This window comes from Lacrimispora brassicae, from assembly GCF_054772055.1.
Map to the genome: position 1 here is coordinate 1 of NZ_BRYH01000038.1, position 15,717 is coordinate 15,717.

The following is a 15,717-nucleotide window of genomic DNA, read 5'->3' on the forward strand; positions in this document are numbered from 1 at the left end:
GAAAAAATAATTGATACTGCGCTTTGGAAGAAAAATGCTACGATAACTGCAAAAATATTTAATGGAGAGATATTATGGTATACTATAGAAAACCTACTGCGGGGAATGGAAAATGGGAATATGTAGGCAATGAATATGCAAAAGTACCTACGAAAAACTACTTAGAAGTGGTGAAAGTAAAATAAAGATGAAAACACATAATAAAACACTAGTTGGACTTTTTGTTTTTTTATTTATATGTATAGTTGGCATTTTTCTTGTTTGGATAAAATCCATGTATTCGGTGAAGGAATCCCCAACCTTGCAAGGAACCTATACATGTGAAAAACTTCCTTTTGCGTCTATGGTTTTTGATTTAGATGATAACTATTCATTTTATTACAACGATTATGATGAAAAGGATAAAGGAACTTATTCAAAAGGACTAGATAATGAGCATTTTATCAATAGCTCGAAATTTCATAATACCAAAATACTATATAATGGAAAAAAGAAGACGTTCACAGTTATGATAGATGGAGAAACCTATTTGTTCAAACAGATTAACAGGTTACCAATTATTAATCTTGAAACAAAATAATATACTTAAATTAAGTGTAAATGGTAAATAACTCGTCTACTTTCGTGTTCCTCGCAAAATTGAGATAATGATGTAAAGTTGAAAAAGTTTCTAACTAACTTTTCACACAGAACTCAAGGAGAAACTCCACATGGACACACGACTTGCAACCAACCAGATCCGACTCCGTGAGTGGACCAGGATCATTAAAGACCGTTGTCAAAGCGGTCTGAAGGTTGATGAATACTGTGAACAGCACCAATTATCACGCCATGCCTATTACTACTGGCTAAGAAAAGTGAAAGAAGCTGCTCTGATACATAACAGCTTTGTTAAACTGCCGGCACTCCCGGAAAAAACTGTTCCTGCAACAACTCTTGAGGATCCGAAAATACCTCTTGATAACAACTTAGTGAAAGAAGTATCCGGTCATTCTGCGTTGGTAAACACAGCGGGCACATCATCGATTCGAAGAACGGTGCAGTGGCTAGCGCTGCCTTATACAGTATTGCTGAAACAGCAAAAGCGAATAGCCTTAAGCCGTATGAGTACTTCTCTTATCTGCTTGAGCTAATGCACTATCCAAGAAATAATGTTCCGGAAGATAAACTGGCAGATTAATGCCGTGGTCAGAGGAATTGCCAGATCGTTGTAGAAAACTAAAAATACGGTAAATATACCGCCGCCCCAATCGGGCGGCGAACTTATTGACCTGGACTGGTTATTTACCATTTACACAGTAGACGAGCTTAAAATATACTCAGACGTTCAAATACTTCCTTTTGACTTTCTTTTAATGTCCAAACGTTTTTTTGTATTTTAAATTTATGTGTTTTTCCATCACTTGTCTTTATCTTAACATTATTAAAAATTAACCCTTTTTTTGTTTTGATGGTATCTATATCTTTTTTATTGATTGAGTAATCTTCTTTTATATTTAATGTATATATTCCAAGTCTTACAACCTTTATCATATCTGTATTTACAAATAGAGCAAAAGCCTTGCCCGTTAATATACCTTTTCGTATGGCGTAAGCACCTATAAACGCCCCATTACCGTCACAATATTTCTGTTTCAATTCTTCCATATATTTTGATGTCATTGATAATTTCATTAATTCACCTTCCTTAATATAAAATAAGTATAATAACTTTTGATGTAAAATGACTGTAGCTAAGAAAATTGCACGTTAGAAAATATTTGTCCTTGTTCAGAAGAGCAAATATGTTTCCAAAACGGCTTAGTGCTTATTTTGCATTTAGATTTTGTAACCTCTGTTTTAGTTTAGGGTAGATTTTATAATACAGATTTCTTCTAAGTGCATAAAAGTATACGGCAGTAATAAACAACGCAACTAAAAAAACACCCGATACGTAAATAATCCACATATTATTGAAAATGTAGCTAATAAAATTACTATCTGCTTTAAATTTTCCACTGATGTAGAGTCCAATTACCACAATCGAAAAAGGTATCGCAAACAAACCTGTAATCATATTTACCTTTTTCATTCTACGACAATTTACACGAAAGTCATTATTCTCTAAGTACTCCTCTAGCAATATACATTGTTCATCAAAAGAATCTCTTTTTTGAACGGGCAAATCCATAGTACTTATTAACTTATGCAATTCATCAAGTTCAGCACTAAGTTGAAGCGTGTGGTAGAGAATCTCTGCGTTTCCCATAAAATATAAACTCCTTTTGTGAAAGTATAAATAATTCGATATTAAATGATTTTTAAAACAAATACTCGCAAATCAGTAAATATAAATACTCAGTAGCACCGTTTTGAAGTCCTATTGCTCCGAAAGTAATTTTTAGCTACGAGTTTTCTTTGATTATAGTTATACAGTGCTTTGCCACAAATTGCAATACATTTTGTCCGATATAATTTCATCATCTCTTATTTTACAATCATAACAATCTAAATTTTCATCCAACGTCTTAATTAGCTTTTATTCCATCTATAATCACCATCCTTGATAGAAATTCTATCACTCCATCACATTACATTCAACCAACATTGGAAAGAACCTATTCATCGCTTACGGTTAATCAGGCAGAGAAGTGATGGCAGATATGAATATAGGTATGTTGCGGGTAAGAAGCCAGATGGCAAGCTAATATATAAATCTTTTTATGCTAAAACCAATAGAGAACTGAAACGTAAAATTAAGGAATATAATGAGGACAGGTCAAAATATACTGTAAAAGTGGAATCCACAACTTTCCGAGACTATGCCGAATTTTGGATAAAAACAGTAAAATATCCAATATTAAAGCCAGTATCATATGATCGACTTGAACAGACGTATAATAACTGTTTGCAATTACATAGGTTGGCTTCAGGTAGGAAATGTGACTACAGAGGATATACAGTGTATGATTAACGGTTTGTCAGCTACAAAGGCATATTCCACGGTAAAGAAGCATTATGAATTTGTAAAAGGGGTATTCCAGTATGCCTATAACTCACAGAAAATAACCTTTGATCCATGCCCTGCCGTTCAATTGCCAATTGAGCGCAACATGAAAGTAAAGACAAAAAAGACTGAAATACTTCCAGAAGACATAACTGACAAAATGTATGAATTTAATAATACATTACGGGAGAGCAATAATCAGTTCTTTAAGCATATGCCTGTCCTGCTGCTGATTTTAAACACTGGAATGAGAATTGGTGAAACTTTGGCTTTGGAGTGGAAGAATATTGATTTTGCTAAGAGGACGTTAAGGGTAAATAAAACCTTGACCAAAGCAAAAGAACGAGACAAAAGCGGTTCTGTTGTGGGAAAGCAGAAGAAGACCTAAGCAAACTCTTAGGACACGCCGATATTAATATTACATACAGCACATATATCCACGTTTTAAATGATAAGATGACAGATGTAATGTCCAGTATCTCCAAGGTTTAGTGATGGATTTTTGACCCATTATCTGACCCATTATGCGACCCATTATCTTTCAGCAAAAACCAGTAAAAGCCAGTACAAACCAGTAAAATCCAGGATACAGGAGAATTCGAGAAACGCTGATAAATACAAGAAAATCCTTATAAAATAAGGATTTTGAGAGGGTTAAAAATAGGTAAAAAAAGAATGCACCTGATAGGAATCGAACCTACGCACGCAGCTCCGGAGGCCACTGCTCTATCCACTGAGCTACAGATGCATCTTTTATATTCTACTATAGATTCTTTTAAAGTGCAATAGTATTTGTTGATTTTTGTCTGTTTTTTTGTTAGAATGGAAAGGAGATTGATTCTCCAGGAGGTCAAGCCTATATGAAGGACTTAATAGAAAAATGGAAGAAGCGTTCAAAGGAAGAGACCAGACGGCTTTTGAGATTTCTGGTATTTCCCTTGGCAGCGATTATATTGATTTTTGCCGTTGTTGTTTTCGATGAGCCTGAGCAGACAGGAAATGATCCGGCTCATGTATCGGCAGAACCAGAAGCGACTGAAAGTACAGCATCGGAGTCTGTAAAGGAAGAGATCACGCTGCAGGAAGAGGCGATACCCGCCATCCATGATCTAATGGAAGCTTATTTCAAAGCCAGAAGGACCTGCGATTTGGAAGCGCTTTCTAATGTATATGGCGGCACCTGTTCTGAAGAGACGCTGAGAGAACAGGGCGCTGAAATGGAAGAAGAAGTGAAATTTTACCAGAGTTTTGAAAACCTGGTGTGCTATACGGCACCGGGATTGGAAGACGGCGATTACGTAGTTTATGCCAGATTTGACATTAAGTTCCGTCAGGCGGAAACCCTGGCCCCAAGCCTGGTTGTATGCTATGGGAAAACAGCAGCAGATGGAAGCTGTTATCTGGTCGGGGATATCAGCGAGGAACAGTCTGAATTTATGGAGAAGGCAAACCAGTCTGAGGCCGTGCAAAGGCAGGCGAAAGAAGTAAATGACAGTCTTGAGAACGCCTTAAAATCTGACGAAAATCTTTTGGCTGTTTATCACACTCTCATGGATGAGAAGGAAGAGCCGGAGGCTGCAACGGAATCAGACAGTCCATCAAACAATACGTAAAACAGATGCTTCTCTGCGTGGCACCCTGCAGAGAAGCATTTTTGACAAAGGAGAGAGCAATTTTATGAATGTCAGGGACTTTTATTTTGATTTGCCCGAAGAGCTGATTGCCCAGGATCCCCTTGAGGACCGTTCTGCTTCCAGGCTTCTGGTATTGGATAAACATACAGGAGAGATCAGGCACAGGCATTTTCGGGACATCCTTTCCTATTTGAGGAAAGGGGACTGTCTGGTCATTAATGATACCAAGGTCATTCCTGCCAGGCTGTTTGGCGTGAAAGAGGGAACTGAGGCAAAAATAGAGATCCTTCTATTAAAGAGAAGGGAAAACGACATTTGGGAGACCCTTGTAAAACCCGGGAAAAAGGCAAAGGTGGGGACGGTGATCTCCTTTGGGGAAGGCCTGTTAAAGGGAACGGTAATCGATGTGGTGGAAGAAGGAAACCGGCTCATCCAGTTCTCCTATGAGGGGATCTTTGAAGAAATACTGGACCGCTTGGGCCAGATGCCTCTGCCGCCTTATATCACCCACCAGCTTAAGGATAAGAACCGCTATCAGACGGTTTATGCTAAGCATGAGGGATCGGCCGCCGCGCCTACGGCCGGATTGCATTTTACAAAAGAACTGTTAAAGGAAATTGAAGATATGGGAGTATCCATCGCTCATGTGACTCTTCATGTGGGGCTTGGAACCTTCCGCCCGGTAAAGGTGGACGAGATCGAGGCCCATCACATGCACTCTGAATTCTATATTGTGGAAGAGGAAGAAGCCAAAAAGGTCAATGATGCAAAGAAAAACGGCGGCCGCATTGTCTGTGTGGGAACCACAAGCTGCCGTACGGTGGAATCTGCTTCCAGATCAGATGGGATCTTACGGGCAGGAAGCGGCTGGACGGAGATCTTCATTTACCCCGGATACCGTTTTAAGCTGTTGGATTGCCTGATCACCAATTTTCACCTGCCGGAATCTACACTGGTGATGCTGGTATCCGCTCTGGCTGGGCGGGATCATGTGCTCCAGGCCTATGAAGAGGCCATTAGGGAGCGTTACCGTTTCTTTAGTTTTGGCGATGCCATGTTTCTTACGAACCTGCATGATGGACAAACATCCTGAGAATCAGAACGGGATAGCATCTTAAAATAAAATGGGGAATTCTGTTGTTAAAAAAGAGGTAGGGGTACATGCTGATGGAAGAGAAAAAAAACATGGTCGGAGGAATATCCAGAAAGACTCTGGAACGTCTTCCGATGTATCATCATTATCTGGAACGGAAATGCCGGGAAGGAACAGAGACCATATCGGCGCCGGCCATTGCGCTGGATCTTCGGCTTAATGAAGTCCAGGTGCGCAAGGATCTGGCAATGGTGGCAAAAACAGCCGGTAAGCCTAAAATGGGCTATTTTGTGAAGGACTTAATCAGAGATATGGAGGAGTTTTTGGGGTTTCACAATGCCAACCAGGCGGCTCTGGTAGGGGTAGGGTCCCTGGGGAAGGCCCTGTTGTCTTACAGAGGATTTGAGCAGTACGGAGTGGAGATCGTCCTGGCTTTTGATTCCGATGGAAGAAAGGTGAATACAAAAATAGGGGGAAAGCCGGTTTTTCCCATGGAAAAGCTGGAAAACCTTTGTGAGAGAATGAATATTCATATCGGTATCATCACAGTCCCCGCAGAATATGCCCAGGAGGTATGTAACCGCCTGGTGGACGGGGGTGTGAAGGCCATATGGAACTTCGCCCCTACCCACCTTACCGTACCGGATCATGTGCTGGTGCAGAATGAGAACATGGCCGTGTCACTTGCAGCTTTGTCCAAATATCTTTATGAGACGGACAAGGAAGAAAGGCAGTAGACAAAGGAGGAAGATGATTGAATACCGTATTGTTGCAATATGCCCTTGAGGTGGAAAAAACGGGTTCCATTACCCAGGCGGCAGCCAACCTTTACATGGACCAGCCTAATTTAAGCAAGGCCATTAAAACTCTGGAAGAGAGTCTTGGCGCGCCGATTTTTAAACGGACTTCCAAAGGTGTGGTTCCTACGGCGAGAGGAAGGATTTTTCTGGAGCATGCCAGACATGTTCTGGTTCAGATTGAGCAGATGGAGCATTTATACAAGCCGGATCTGGTGAAAGGGGTGGAATTTTCTCTTTCCATGCCAAGAGCAAGCTATTTAAGCCTTGCTTTTTCCCGGTTCATCCGAAATCTGGGCCAGGAGGAAGGGATGAACGTATGGCTGCGGGAGACAAATTCCGCGGACACCTTAAAAGATGTGGAAACCGGAGAATACAATCTGGGAATCATTCGGTATCAGTCTTCTTCAGAAGGGCACCATGTCCAGGCGGTATCTGCAAAGGGACTTCTGCTGGAACCGGTTTTCCAATACACCTTAAGGCTTCTTATGTCCGCAGACCATCCTTTGGCAGGAAAAGAGGAAATCACGGCGGAAGATCTAATGCCCTATATAGAAATTGCCCATGGTGACGGAACCGTGGACCGCCGGGAGGGCTCTGAAAAGAAAGGAAGGCTTCTGGAGCCTGCAAGACGTGTTTACGTATTTGAGCGGGGAAGCCAGTTCAACCTTTTATGGGAGGATCCCCGCACCTACATGTGGGTTTCTCCAATGCCGGAGGAGATCCTTACAAGGAGTCATCTGGTGGAACGCCAGTGCAAAAAAAGGACCGGGATGTTTCGGGATGCCCTGATTTACAGGAAAGGGTATTCTTTCACGGCCTGGGATAAAGAGTTTTTAAAAGAGCTGGAAACAGTGAAGAATATTTTTTTGCAATAGGAATGTTAAATATATATCAGTATTTATATACTGATATATATTTTTTTACCTTTGTATTCCCTGCACAGTTGAGATACAATACTCCATAGATAGAACTGAACTGGAAATTCATAAGGAGGAATTTACGATGGCTAGATTTACATTACCGAGAGACTTGTATCACGGAAAGGGCGCTTTAGAAGAGCTTAAGAATATAAAAGGCAAAAAGGCGATCGTGGTGGTCGGCGGCGGTTCCATGAAACGTTTTGGATTTCTTGACAGGGTGGAAGCCTGCTTAAAGGAAGCCGGAATGGAAGTAAAGCTGTTTGAGGGCGTAGAACCGGATCCCAGTGTGGATACGGTGATGAAGGGCGCTGAAATGATGCGGGAGTTTGAACCGGATTGGATCGTTGCGATCGGCGGAGGCTCACCCATTGATGCGGCAAAGGCAATGTGGGCATTTTATGAGTATCCGGAAACCACATTTGAGGACTTATGCATTCCATTTAACTTCCCCACATTAAGAACAAAAGCAAGATTCTGCGCGATCCCGTCTACCTCAGGTACGGCTACCGAAGTAACGGCATTCAGCGTAATTACTGATTATAAAAAAGGAGTCAAGTATCCGCTGGCAGATTTCAACATCACACCGGATATTGCCATCGTTGATCCGGATCTGGCCGAGACTATGCCTCAGAAGCTGACTGCCCATACCGGTATGGATGCAATAACTCATGCAGTCGAAGCTTACGTATCCACCCTTCATTGTGATTACACCGATCCTCTGGCGCTTCACGCAATCAAGATGGTACATAATGATTTGATCGATTCCTACAACGGAGACATGGAAGCCCGTGCCCGTATGCATAATGCCCAGTGTCTGGCTGGTATGGCATTTTCCAATGCCCTCTTAGGCATTGTTCACTCCATGGCTCATAAGACAGGGGCCGCTTATTCCGGAGGACATATTGTCCATGGCTGTGCAAATGCCATGTACTTACCGAAGGTAATTAAGTTTAATTCCAAGGTTCCCGAGGCTGCAAAGCGCTATGCAGAGATTGCCCGCTTCATCGGTCTTAAAGGAGGGGATGAAGAAGAACTGGTCGACGCATTAATTGCAGAGATCCGTTACATGAACAAAAAGCTGGATATTCCTACCTGTATTAAGGAATATGAAGGCGGAATCATTGACGAAGCAGAGTTCAATGAAAAATTAGTGTCAGTAGCTGAGCTGGCAGTAGGTGATGCATGCACCGGCTCCAATCCAAGGCCGATTACGCCTGAGGAGATGGAGAAACTGCTGACCTGTTGTTACTATGATAAAGAGGTAGATTTTTAAATAATCTCCAGTAAATGAATGCAATGTGTGCAGCAGGCGCAGAACCTTTTGGTTTTGCGCCTGCTGTGCGTGAAAAGGAATTTGACAGCAAAGTTCATCTATGATATGGTAATCGGGAAAAATGAAGAGAAAGCAAGGGATATCAGGATGAAGCAGGCGATTTTAGTTGTGAGTTTTGGGACAAGCTATCATGAAAGCAGAGTTAAAACCATAGAGGCCATTGAACAGGCCATAAAAGAAACATTTGCAGGGTATGAACTGCGCCGGGCCTTTACCAGCCGGATCATTATTGAAATATTGAAAAAGCGGGACAACATCCACATAGACAGCGTGGAGGAGGCTCTGGAAAAATTGGTTTTGGAAGGATTTCAGTATGTGATCGTACAGCCTACCCTGGTCATGGGAGGGGAAGAAAACGACACCATTCTGGCCGCTGTAAAACAGTATGAGGACCGGTTTGGCCGGCTGGCGTGCGGAAAGCCCCTGCTTTCCGAAGAAGAGGACTATAAAAGGCTTTGCAGTGTGCTGGCAGAGGATACGGAGGAATATGACAGGGAAGGAACGGAGATCTTATTCATGGGACACGGAACGGAGCATGAGGCCAATGAGTGTTATCCGCGCCTGGGGGAGGTCTTCAGGCAGAAGGGATATGGCAGGTATCATGTGGGAACCGTAGAAGGGGAGCCAGACTTTGAAGCTGCAAAGGAAGAAGTGAAAAAAACGGATTCCAGCCGAATCGTGCTGCAGCCTCTCATGATCGTTTCTGGCGACCACGCTCATAATGACATGGCAGGGGAAGACGAAGACTCCTGGAAATGCCAGTTGGAGTCTGAGGGCTATCAGGTGGTCTGCCGGTTAAAGGGTATGGGAGAACTGGAGGAAGTCCGCCAGATGTTCCTGGACCATGCAGGAGAAGCCAGAAAGAGGCTGGAGGCGATGGAATGAAAAAAGGATGGGCAGTTGGTTTGATGGCAGGTATGGCAGCGCTTTTGCTTGCGGGCTGTGAAAGAAGGGGGGAGCCGGTGACTCAATCCGGTTTTATGCTAAATACCTTTGTGACTGTAACCCTTTATGATAAAGACGATCCTGAAATTTTATCAGGTTGTCTGGATTTATGCCGGTCCTATGAAAATATTTTCAGTAAAACCATAGAGGGAAGCGAGGTTTATAAGCTGAACCACAGGACGGCCGGTGAAACGACCGCAACAGTATCTCCGGATGTGGCGGCTCTTCTTTCTAAGGGCCTTTTTTATTCCCAGGTCTCAGAAGGAGCCTTTGATATTACTGTGGAGCCCCTGTCTTCCCTGTGGAATTTCACATCTGAAAATCCAATGGTTCCTCCGGCGGAGAAGATCGAAGAGGCCAGGAAAAAGGTGGATTACCGGAATTTAAAGCTGGAGGGAAATACGGTTACTTTTTTATCGCCGGACACTTCCCTTGATTTCGGGGCCATAGCCAAGGGATATATTGCGGACAGGATGAAGGATTACCTGTTGGAAAAGGGAGTAAAGAGCGCCGTGATCAATCTGGGAGGAAATGTCCTCTGTGTGGGCCAGAAGCCTGGCGGAAAACCATTTAAAATCGGTCTTCAAAAGCCTTATGCAGACCGGAATGAGACCATAGAAACCTTGGACATCAAGGATATGTCCGTGGTGTCCTCCGGGGTATATGAGCGGAATTTTGTAAAGGATGGCGTGAACTACCACCACATTTTAAATCCAACGGACGGTTATCCTTATGAAAACGGGCTTGTGTCTGTTACCATCTTATCAAAGCTGTCCGCAGACGGAGATGCTTTGTCTACCACCTGTTTTTCCCTTGGATTGGAAAAAGGGATGGAGCTTTTAGACTCCATTGACGGGGTGTACGGAGTGTTCATCAAGTCGTATGGGGAGGTCCGTTATTCTCAGGGAGCCAGGGAGTTTCTGGCAGCAGAGCCTTAGAATCCCTTTACAATTTCCTCTCCCTATAATACAATAGAAGAAATGCAATTTTATAGGAGGAAACACCCTGTGGGTATACCTTTACACCCGATAAAGCGGGGTGGGCCCTGCCCAAAGAGCATGGGCAGAAGAAAGGAAAGTGGATGATTAGAAAAATCTGGGACAAGGTCATGAACCGGGAAGTCATTTCCTATCTGATATTTGGAGTGCTGACGACTTTGGTAAACTGGGTTGTCTATTGGTTTATGGTGAGGGCCGGCATTGACTACCGGGCTGCAACGGCGGCAGCATGGGTGGTATCCGTCCTGTTTGCCTTTATTGTAAATAAAATCTTTGTTTTTCAAAGCTATGACCTGCATCTGAGAGTGGTCAAGAAGGAGATTGTTTCATTTACCGCATGCAGAGCAGTGTCAGGCATCATGGAAATGGTTCTAATGGTGATAATGGTTTCCTGGCTCAATATGGATGAATACTTAAGCAAAATACTGGTATCCGTGGTTGTAGTGATTGCCAACTATGTGTTCAGTAAGGTTTTCATATTCCGGAAGAGATAGGAAAAACCCCTGTAAAGAGAGGTAAATGAAATGGAACACGATGACGAGATTGAGAAGATATCGAAAGAACTAGAGGATATGCTGCAAATGACATCAGGTGAAAAAGAAAATACAACAGGGGAAAAGGCCTTAAAAGCAGGAAACAAAGAGGAAAGGGAGGCTTACGGTCCCAAGAATGAACAGGAAAAGCTGGAATTTGATCTGGCTTCCGCACCCAGGATCCGCCTGGATATTCCGGTTGACGGAATGGAGGAGCTGTACGATGGGGGCATGGATTACAGCGGGAATCAGGAGCCGGTGATGGAAGAGGTTCCTGATCCGGATCTCATGGAATTTCGTGAGGAGCCGGAAGAAGACGAAGATGAGGAAGCATGGGAAATACGGCAGATAGAAGACTTTAAAGAAAAGGCATCAGAAAAGAACGAAGGAAAAGCCTCCAGCCTGGTGAGGCCTTCTGACGGACTGCTGGCAGCATTTTTTGTGCCAATGGTGATCATGATCATCATATTTGCCCAGCGGGGGATTTTTCCTTTTGGTGAGGAAAGCTTTCTGCGGACCGATATGTATCATCAGTATGCCCCGTTTTTTTCAGAGTTCCGTTATAAGCTGACCCATGGAGGCAGTCTGCTGTATAGCTGGAATATGGGGATGGGGGTGAATTTTGCCGCCCTTTATGCCTACTATCTGGCAAGTCCTTTAAACTGGCTGCTGGTTCTTTGCCCTAAAAATTACGTCATAGAGTTTATGACCTATATGATCGTATTTAAGATCGGGCTGAGCGGTCTTTCCTTTTCCTGGTATCTGCGCAGGCATAACCGTACCAGAGATTTTGGAATTGCTTTTTTTGGCATTTTCTATGCCCTGTCTGGATATATGGCGGCTTATAGCTGGAATATCATGTGGCTGGACTGCATCCTTCTCTTTCCTCTTATTATGCTGGGACTGGAGAGGCTGGTTAAGGAAAAGAAGTGCATCCTATATTGCATAACCCTGGGATTATCAATTTTATCTAATTATTACATATCTATTATGATATGTATTTTTATGGTGTTTTATTTCGTTGCCCTTCTTGTTTTAGAGGGCTGGAAATCCTGGAAAGATGTTCTGATCAATGCAGGGCTGTTTGCCTTGTTTTCTCTATTGGCAGGAGGCCTTTCTGCCGCTGTTTTACTTCCGGAAATTTATGCGCTGCAGTCCACGGCTTCCGGGGATTTTAATTTCCCCCAGACCATCAGCTCTTACTTTTCCATATTTGACATGATCGCCAGGCATCTTCCGGCGGTAGAGCCGGAGATCGGGCTGGACCACTGGCCGAACATTTACTGCGGTGTGGCAGTTCTTATGTTTTTCCTTCTTTATCTGGGCTGCCGGAAGATCAGCCAGAGGGAAAAAATCGTTATGTGCTCCATGCTGCTGTTTTTCTTTGCCAGCTTTTCCGTTAATGTGCTGAACTTTATCTGGCATGGATTCCATTATCCAAACAGCCTGCCCTGCAGACAGTCCTTTATTTACACTTTTCTCATTCTGCTGGCGTGCTATGAGGCCTATACCCACTTACACGAGATTCCCTGGAAGCATGTTGTAACAGCCTTTTTTGCATCGGTGATCTTTGTTCTCCTGGCCCAGAAGCTTATAACGGATGAGGCTTACCATTTTTCGGTATTCTATGTGGCTATATTGTTCCTTTCCATTTATGCAGGCCTTGTGGGTCTTTATCAGAAAGGGGTCAGCCGGAATGTGCTGGTGCTATTAGCCCTTGGCGTGGTTTCCCTGGAAGCTGCGGTAAATACCACGGTTACCAGCGTGACGACCACCAGCCGGACCAGCTATATAAAAGACAATAAGGCATCTTCGGAGCTGGCAGCAAGCCTGATGCCCAATACCTCCTTTTACCGGATCGAAAAAGTCACCCGCAAAACCAAGAATGACGGAGCCTGGATGAACTTCCCTACGGTCTCCCTGTTTTCTTCCACTGCCAATGCGGATCTTACGGCGTTCTTTAAAAAGCTGGGCTGCGAAAGTTCCACCAATGCTTACAGCATTACAGGAAGCACACCTTTGGTAGACGCCCTTTTTGCAGTTAAATATGCCCTGTACTCCGAGGAAACTCCGGATGACGGCGTATCTGTGCCGGTTTCATCAAAGGATGAGATGTTTTTAAAGGAAAATACCTATGCCCTGTCCCTGGGCTTTGTGGTGCCTTATGACCTTGAGAACAACTGGCAGCTAGACAGGACAAACCCGGCAGAGGTTCAGAATGATCTTTCCGTGGTATTGGGAGCCAGTCCGGTGCTTTCTGAGATTCCAAGCGAAATAAACGGAACCAGCTTTACCTTTACGCCGGAGGAAGATGGAGACTATTATGTGTATGTCAGCAATAAAAAGGTGGAAAAGGTAAATGCCCAATTAGGTGAGAAGACCAGGAACTTTGACAATGTGAGCCGGGGATATCTGCTGGAACTGGGCCATTTAAAGTCAGGGGAGAAGATTACCTTGAGAAACGATGACAATGATCAGGATCTGGTAGCAGCCGCCTACCGCTTTCTGCCTGAAGGACTGGAGTCCGTGTATAACATTTTGAACAGGAATTCCATGAAGCTTGCAAAATGGACGGATACCCAGATTCAGGGAACTGTCACGGCCGAAAAGGCGGGGCTGCTGTTTTTAAGCATTCCTTATGATAAAGGCTGGACAATTAAGGTTGACGGGAAAGCGGTGGAGCCTTATAAAGTATTTGATACGTTTTTAAGTGTGCATATGACTGCAGGAACCCATGATATTTCTCTGGAATATATGCCCCAGGGATTGAAGACAGGCGGTATCATTACGGCTGGAAGTATGGTTGTTCTGCTGACATTTGCAGGTTTATCCGCAGTTAAAAGAAAAAAGCGCAGGCCCATGCGGGTTCATGACCTAGGTTAAATGCTCCGCAGCAACATAAGGGGTATGTAACTTGTTTACGCAGCAGGATGCGGGGGATTTGACCCTTGCAGCATCTGCCGTGGCAGGAATGGCTGCATTTGTGCCCACGGCTCATTGCTTGAAGAAATAAAGGAAAGAGGAGATTTAGATTATGAAACTATGGGGCGGACGCTTCACAAAGGAAACCAATCAGTTGGTTCACAATTTTAATGCATCCATATCATTTGACCAAAAGTTCTATCATCAGGATATTGAAGGCAGCATCGCCCATGTGAAGATGCTGGCAAAGCAGGGGATTCTCAAGGAGGAAGACAGGGATAAGATCGTAAAGGGCCTTATGGAGATCAGGGAGGACTTAGAACGGGGAGACCTGGTGATAACTGCCGAGCATGAGGACATTCACTCTTTTGTGGAAGCAGTTCTCACGGAACGGATCGGGGAAGCGGGAAAGCGCCTTCACACCGGACGCAGCCGCAACGACCAGGTGGCTCTTGACATGAAGCTGTATACCAGAGATGAGATTGACGAGTTATCTTCCCTGGTAAAAGGACTTCTTAAGGAGCTTTTAAAGCTTATGGAGGAAAATCTGGACACCTATATGCCTGGGTTCACCCATTTGCAGAAAGCCCAGCCAATTACCCTGGCCCACCACATCGGCGCTTATTATGAAATGTTTGACAGGGACCGTTCCCGCCTTTATGACATCAAAAAAAGGATGAACTACTGTCCCCTTGGCTCCGGTGCTTTGGCCGGAACCACCTATCCCCTGGACAGGGAATATAGTGCAGAGCTTCTGGGATTTGACGGACCCACTCTTAACAGCATGGATTCCGTAGCCGACAGGGATTACTTAATCGAGCTTTTAAGCGCTTTGTCCACCATTGCCATGCATTTAAGCAGATTCTGTGAGGAGATCATTATCTGGAATACCAATGAATACCGTTTTGTGGAAATTGATGATTCCTACAGCACCGGAAGCAGCATCATGCCTCAGAAAAAGAACCCGGATATTGCGGAATTGATCCGGGGAAAGACCGGCAGGGTCTATGGAGCACTGGTTTCCTTACTGACCACCATGAAGGGGATCCCCCTTGCCTATAATAAGGACATGCAGGAGGATAAGGAACTGACCTTTGACGCCATTGATACGGTAAAGGGCTGTCTTGCCCTGTTTTCAGGGATGATTTCCACCATGACCTTCCGAAAGGATGTGATGGAGGCCAGCGCAAAGAACGGCTTTACCAATGCAACGGATGCGGCTGATTATCTTGTTAATCATGGGGTGGCCTTCCGGGATGCCCACGGGATCGTGGGGCAGCTTGTGCTGTTTTGTATTGAAAAGGGAATCGCCCTTGATGACATGAGCCTGGAAGAATATAAGGCCATCAGTCCGGTATTTGAAGAAGATATATATGAGGCCATCAGCTTAAAAACCTGCGTGGAAAAGAGGACAACAATCGGAGCGCCAGGTCAGGAAGCAATGAAAAAGGTTATAGAGATTTATAAGAAAAAGCTTGAAGAATAAATATGAAAAAAGCAGCAGAAGAGGAGCCCCTATGACGGAAGGACAATCATGGGGGCTCCTCTTTTTG

The 15,717-nt window shown here is 44.0% G+C and carries 15 protein-coding genes and 1 tRNA gene; 13 read left to right on the top strand and 3 right to left on the bottom strand.

Features of this window, described 5'->3' with window-relative positions:
• The first annotated feature begins 187 nt into the window (after nucleotides 1-187).
• Nucleotides 188-580 (top strand): hypothetical protein, encoded by a 393-nt coding sequence (locus ACYVD3_RS17945; RefSeq protein WP_460643859.1) that lies wholly within the window; start codon nucleotides 188-190, stop codon nucleotides 578-580.
• 130 nt (nucleotides 581-710) lie between these two features.
• Nucleotides 711-1,133 (top strand): IS66 family insertion sequence element accessory protein TnpA, encoded by a 423-nt coding sequence (gene tnpA, locus ACYVD3_RS17950; RefSeq protein ID WP_460643860.1) that lies wholly within the window; start codon nucleotides 711-713, stop codon nucleotides 1,131-1,133.
• A gap of 175 nt (nucleotides 1,134-1,308) precedes the next feature.
• Here tnpA and ACYVD3_RS17955 read toward each other — a convergent pair whose 3' ends face one another.
• Both ACYVD3_RS17955 and ACYVD3_RS17960 read right to left on the bottom strand, forming a co-directional pair.
• Nucleotides 1,309-1,674: a hypothetical protein gene (locus ACYVD3_RS17955; protein ID WP_460643861.1), complete on the bottom strand. Its 366-nt coding sequence runs from the start codon at nucleotides 1,672-1,674 to the stop codon at nucleotides 1,309-1,311.
• 133 nt (nucleotides 1,675-1,807) lie between these two features.
• A complete protein-coding gene (locus tag ACYVD3_RS17960; protein WP_460643862.1) occupies nucleotides 1,808-2,248 on the bottom strand; it encodes a DUF6097 family protein in 441 nt (146 codons plus the stop codon).
• A 697-nt stretch (nucleotides 2,249-2,945) separates the two neighbouring features.
• Between ACYVD3_RS17960 and ACYVD3_RS17965 the strand changes: the two genes are divergently transcribed.
• Complete coding sequence (locus ACYVD3_RS17965) at nucleotides 2,946-3,374, top strand: tyrosine-type recombinase/integrase (RefSeq protein ID WP_460643863.1); 429 nt, start codon at nucleotides 2,946-2,948, stop codon at nucleotides 3,372-3,374.
• A gap of 288 nt (nucleotides 3,375-3,662) precedes the next feature.
• On the opposite strand, the gene ACYVD3_RS17970 is transcribed toward ACYVD3_RS17965, so the two are convergent.
• Nucleotides 3,663-3,734 (bottom strand) — tRNA-Arg (locus ACYVD3_RS17970).
• 112 nt (nucleotides 3,735-3,846) lie between these two features.
• Here ACYVD3_RS17970 and ACYVD3_RS17975 point away from each other — a divergent pair.
• The 10 genes from ACYVD3_RS17975 (at nucleotide 3,847) to argH (ending at nucleotide 15,650) form a co-directional block, all read left to right on the top strand.
• Nucleotides 3,847-4,599, top strand: a complete 753-nt coding sequence (locus ACYVD3_RS17975) for a hypothetical protein (RefSeq protein WP_460643864.1) — start codon at nucleotides 3,847-3,849, stop codon at nucleotides 4,597-4,599.
• A gap of 64 nt (nucleotides 4,600-4,663) precedes the next feature.
• Entirely contained in the window at nucleotides 4,664-5,713 is a 1,050-nt protein-coding gene (queA, locus tag ACYVD3_RS17980; protein ID WP_460643865.1) for a tRNA preQ1(34) S-adenosylmethionine ribosyltransferase-isomerase QueA, read from the top strand.
• Nucleotides 5,714-5,787: 74 nt separating this feature from the next.
• Nucleotides 5,788-6,450, top strand: coding sequence for a redox-sensing transcriptional repressor Rex (locus tag ACYVD3_RS17985; RefSeq protein WP_460643866.1), 663 nt, complete (start codon nucleotides 5,788-5,790; stop codon nucleotides 6,448-6,450).
• A 17-nt stretch (nucleotides 6,451-6,467) separates the two neighbouring features.
• On the top strand, nucleotides 6,468-7,388 hold the full coding sequence (locus ACYVD3_RS17990; protein WP_460643867.1) for a LysR family transcriptional regulator: 921 nt from the start codon (nucleotides 6,468-6,470) through the stop codon (nucleotides 7,386-7,388).
• Nucleotides 7,389-7,515: 127 nt separating this feature from the next.
• Nucleotides 7,516-8,706 carry an iron-containing alcohol dehydrogenase gene (locus ACYVD3_RS17995; protein ID WP_460643868.1) on the top strand — a complete coding sequence of 397 codons (1,191 nt, stop codon included), beginning with the start codon at nucleotides 7,516-7,518 and terminating at the stop codon, nucleotides 8,704-8,706.
• Between the two features lie 27 nt (nucleotides 8,707-8,733).
• Nucleotides 8,734-9,651: a sirohydrochlorin cobaltochelatase gene (locus tag ACYVD3_RS18000; RefSeq protein WP_460643869.1), complete on the top strand. Its 918-nt coding sequence runs from the start codon at nucleotides 8,734-8,736 to the stop codon at nucleotides 9,649-9,651.
• Nucleotides 9,652-9,683: 32 nt separating this feature from the next.
• The gene (locus ACYVD3_RS18005) at nucleotides 9,684-10,649 is read left to right on the top strand and encodes an FAD:protein FMN transferase (RefSeq protein WP_460643873.1); all 966 of its coding nucleotides are present in this window, start codon (nucleotides 9,684-9,686) and stop codon (nucleotides 10,647-10,649) included.
• A gap of 143 nt (nucleotides 10,650-10,792) precedes the next feature.
• The gene (locus ACYVD3_RS18010) at nucleotides 10,793-11,203 is read left to right on the top strand and encodes a GtrA family protein (RefSeq protein ID WP_460643870.1); all 411 of its coding nucleotides are present in this window, start codon (nucleotides 10,793-10,795) and stop codon (nucleotides 11,201-11,203) included.
• Between the two features lie 30 nt (nucleotides 11,204-11,233).
• Nucleotides 11,234-14,125 (top strand): YfhO family protein, encoded by a 2,892-nt coding sequence (locus ACYVD3_RS18015; protein WP_460643871.1) that lies wholly within the window; start codon nucleotides 11,234-11,236, stop codon nucleotides 14,123-14,125.
• A 151-nt stretch (nucleotides 14,126-14,276) separates the two neighbouring features.
• Entirely contained in the window at nucleotides 14,277-15,650 is a 1,374-nt protein-coding gene (gene argH, locus ACYVD3_RS18020; protein WP_460643872.1) for an argininosuccinate lyase, read from the top strand.
• The last annotated feature ends 67 nt before the right edge of the window (nucleotides 15,651-15,717 follow it).

Coding starts and splice junctions, on each gene's coding strand:
- ACYVD3_RS17945 (WP_460643859.1), top strand. CDS start 188: ATGAAAACACATAATAAAACACTAGTTGGACTTTTTGTTTTTTTATTT.
- tnpA (WP_460643860.1), top strand. CDS start 711: ATGGACACACGACTTGCAACCAACCAGATCCGACTCCGTGAGTGGACC.
- ACYVD3_RS17955 (WP_460643861.1), bottom strand. CDS start 1,674: ATGAAATTATCAATGACATCAAAATATATGGAAGAATTGAAACAGAAA.
- ACYVD3_RS17960 (WP_460643862.1), bottom strand. CDS start 2,248: ATGGGAAACGCAGAGATTCTCTACCACACGCTTCAACTTAGTGCTGAA.
- ACYVD3_RS17965 (WP_460643863.1), top strand. CDS start 2,946: ATGATTAACGGTTTGTCAGCTACAAAGGCATATTCCACGGTAAAGAAG.
- ACYVD3_RS17975 (WP_460643864.1), top strand. CDS start 3,847: ATGAAGGACTTAATAGAAAAATGGAAGAAGCGTTCAAAGGAAGAGACC.
- queA (WP_460643865.1), top strand. CDS start 4,664: ATGAATGTCAGGGACTTTTATTTTGATTTGCCCGAAGAGCTGATTGCC.
- ACYVD3_RS17985 (WP_460643866.1), top strand. CDS start 5,788: ATGGAAGAGAAAAAAAACATGGTCGGAGGAATATCCAGAAAGACTCTG.
- ACYVD3_RS17995 (WP_460643868.1), top strand. CDS start 7,516: ATGGCTAGATTTACATTACCGAGAGACTTGTATCACGGAAAGGGCGCT.
- ACYVD3_RS18005 (WP_460643873.1), top strand. CDS start 9,684: ATGGCAGCGCTTTTGCTTGCGGGCTGTGAAAGAAGGGGGGAGCCGGTG.
- ACYVD3_RS18010 (WP_460643870.1), top strand. CDS start 10,793: ATGATTAGAAAAATCTGGGACAAGGTCATGAACCGGGAAGTCATTTCC.
- ACYVD3_RS18015 (WP_460643871.1), top strand. CDS start 11,234: ATGGAACACGATGACGAGATTGAGAAGATATCGAAAGAACTAGAGGAT.
- argH (WP_460643872.1), top strand. CDS start 14,277: ATGAAACTATGGGGCGGACGCTTCACAAAGGAAACCAATCAGTTGGTT.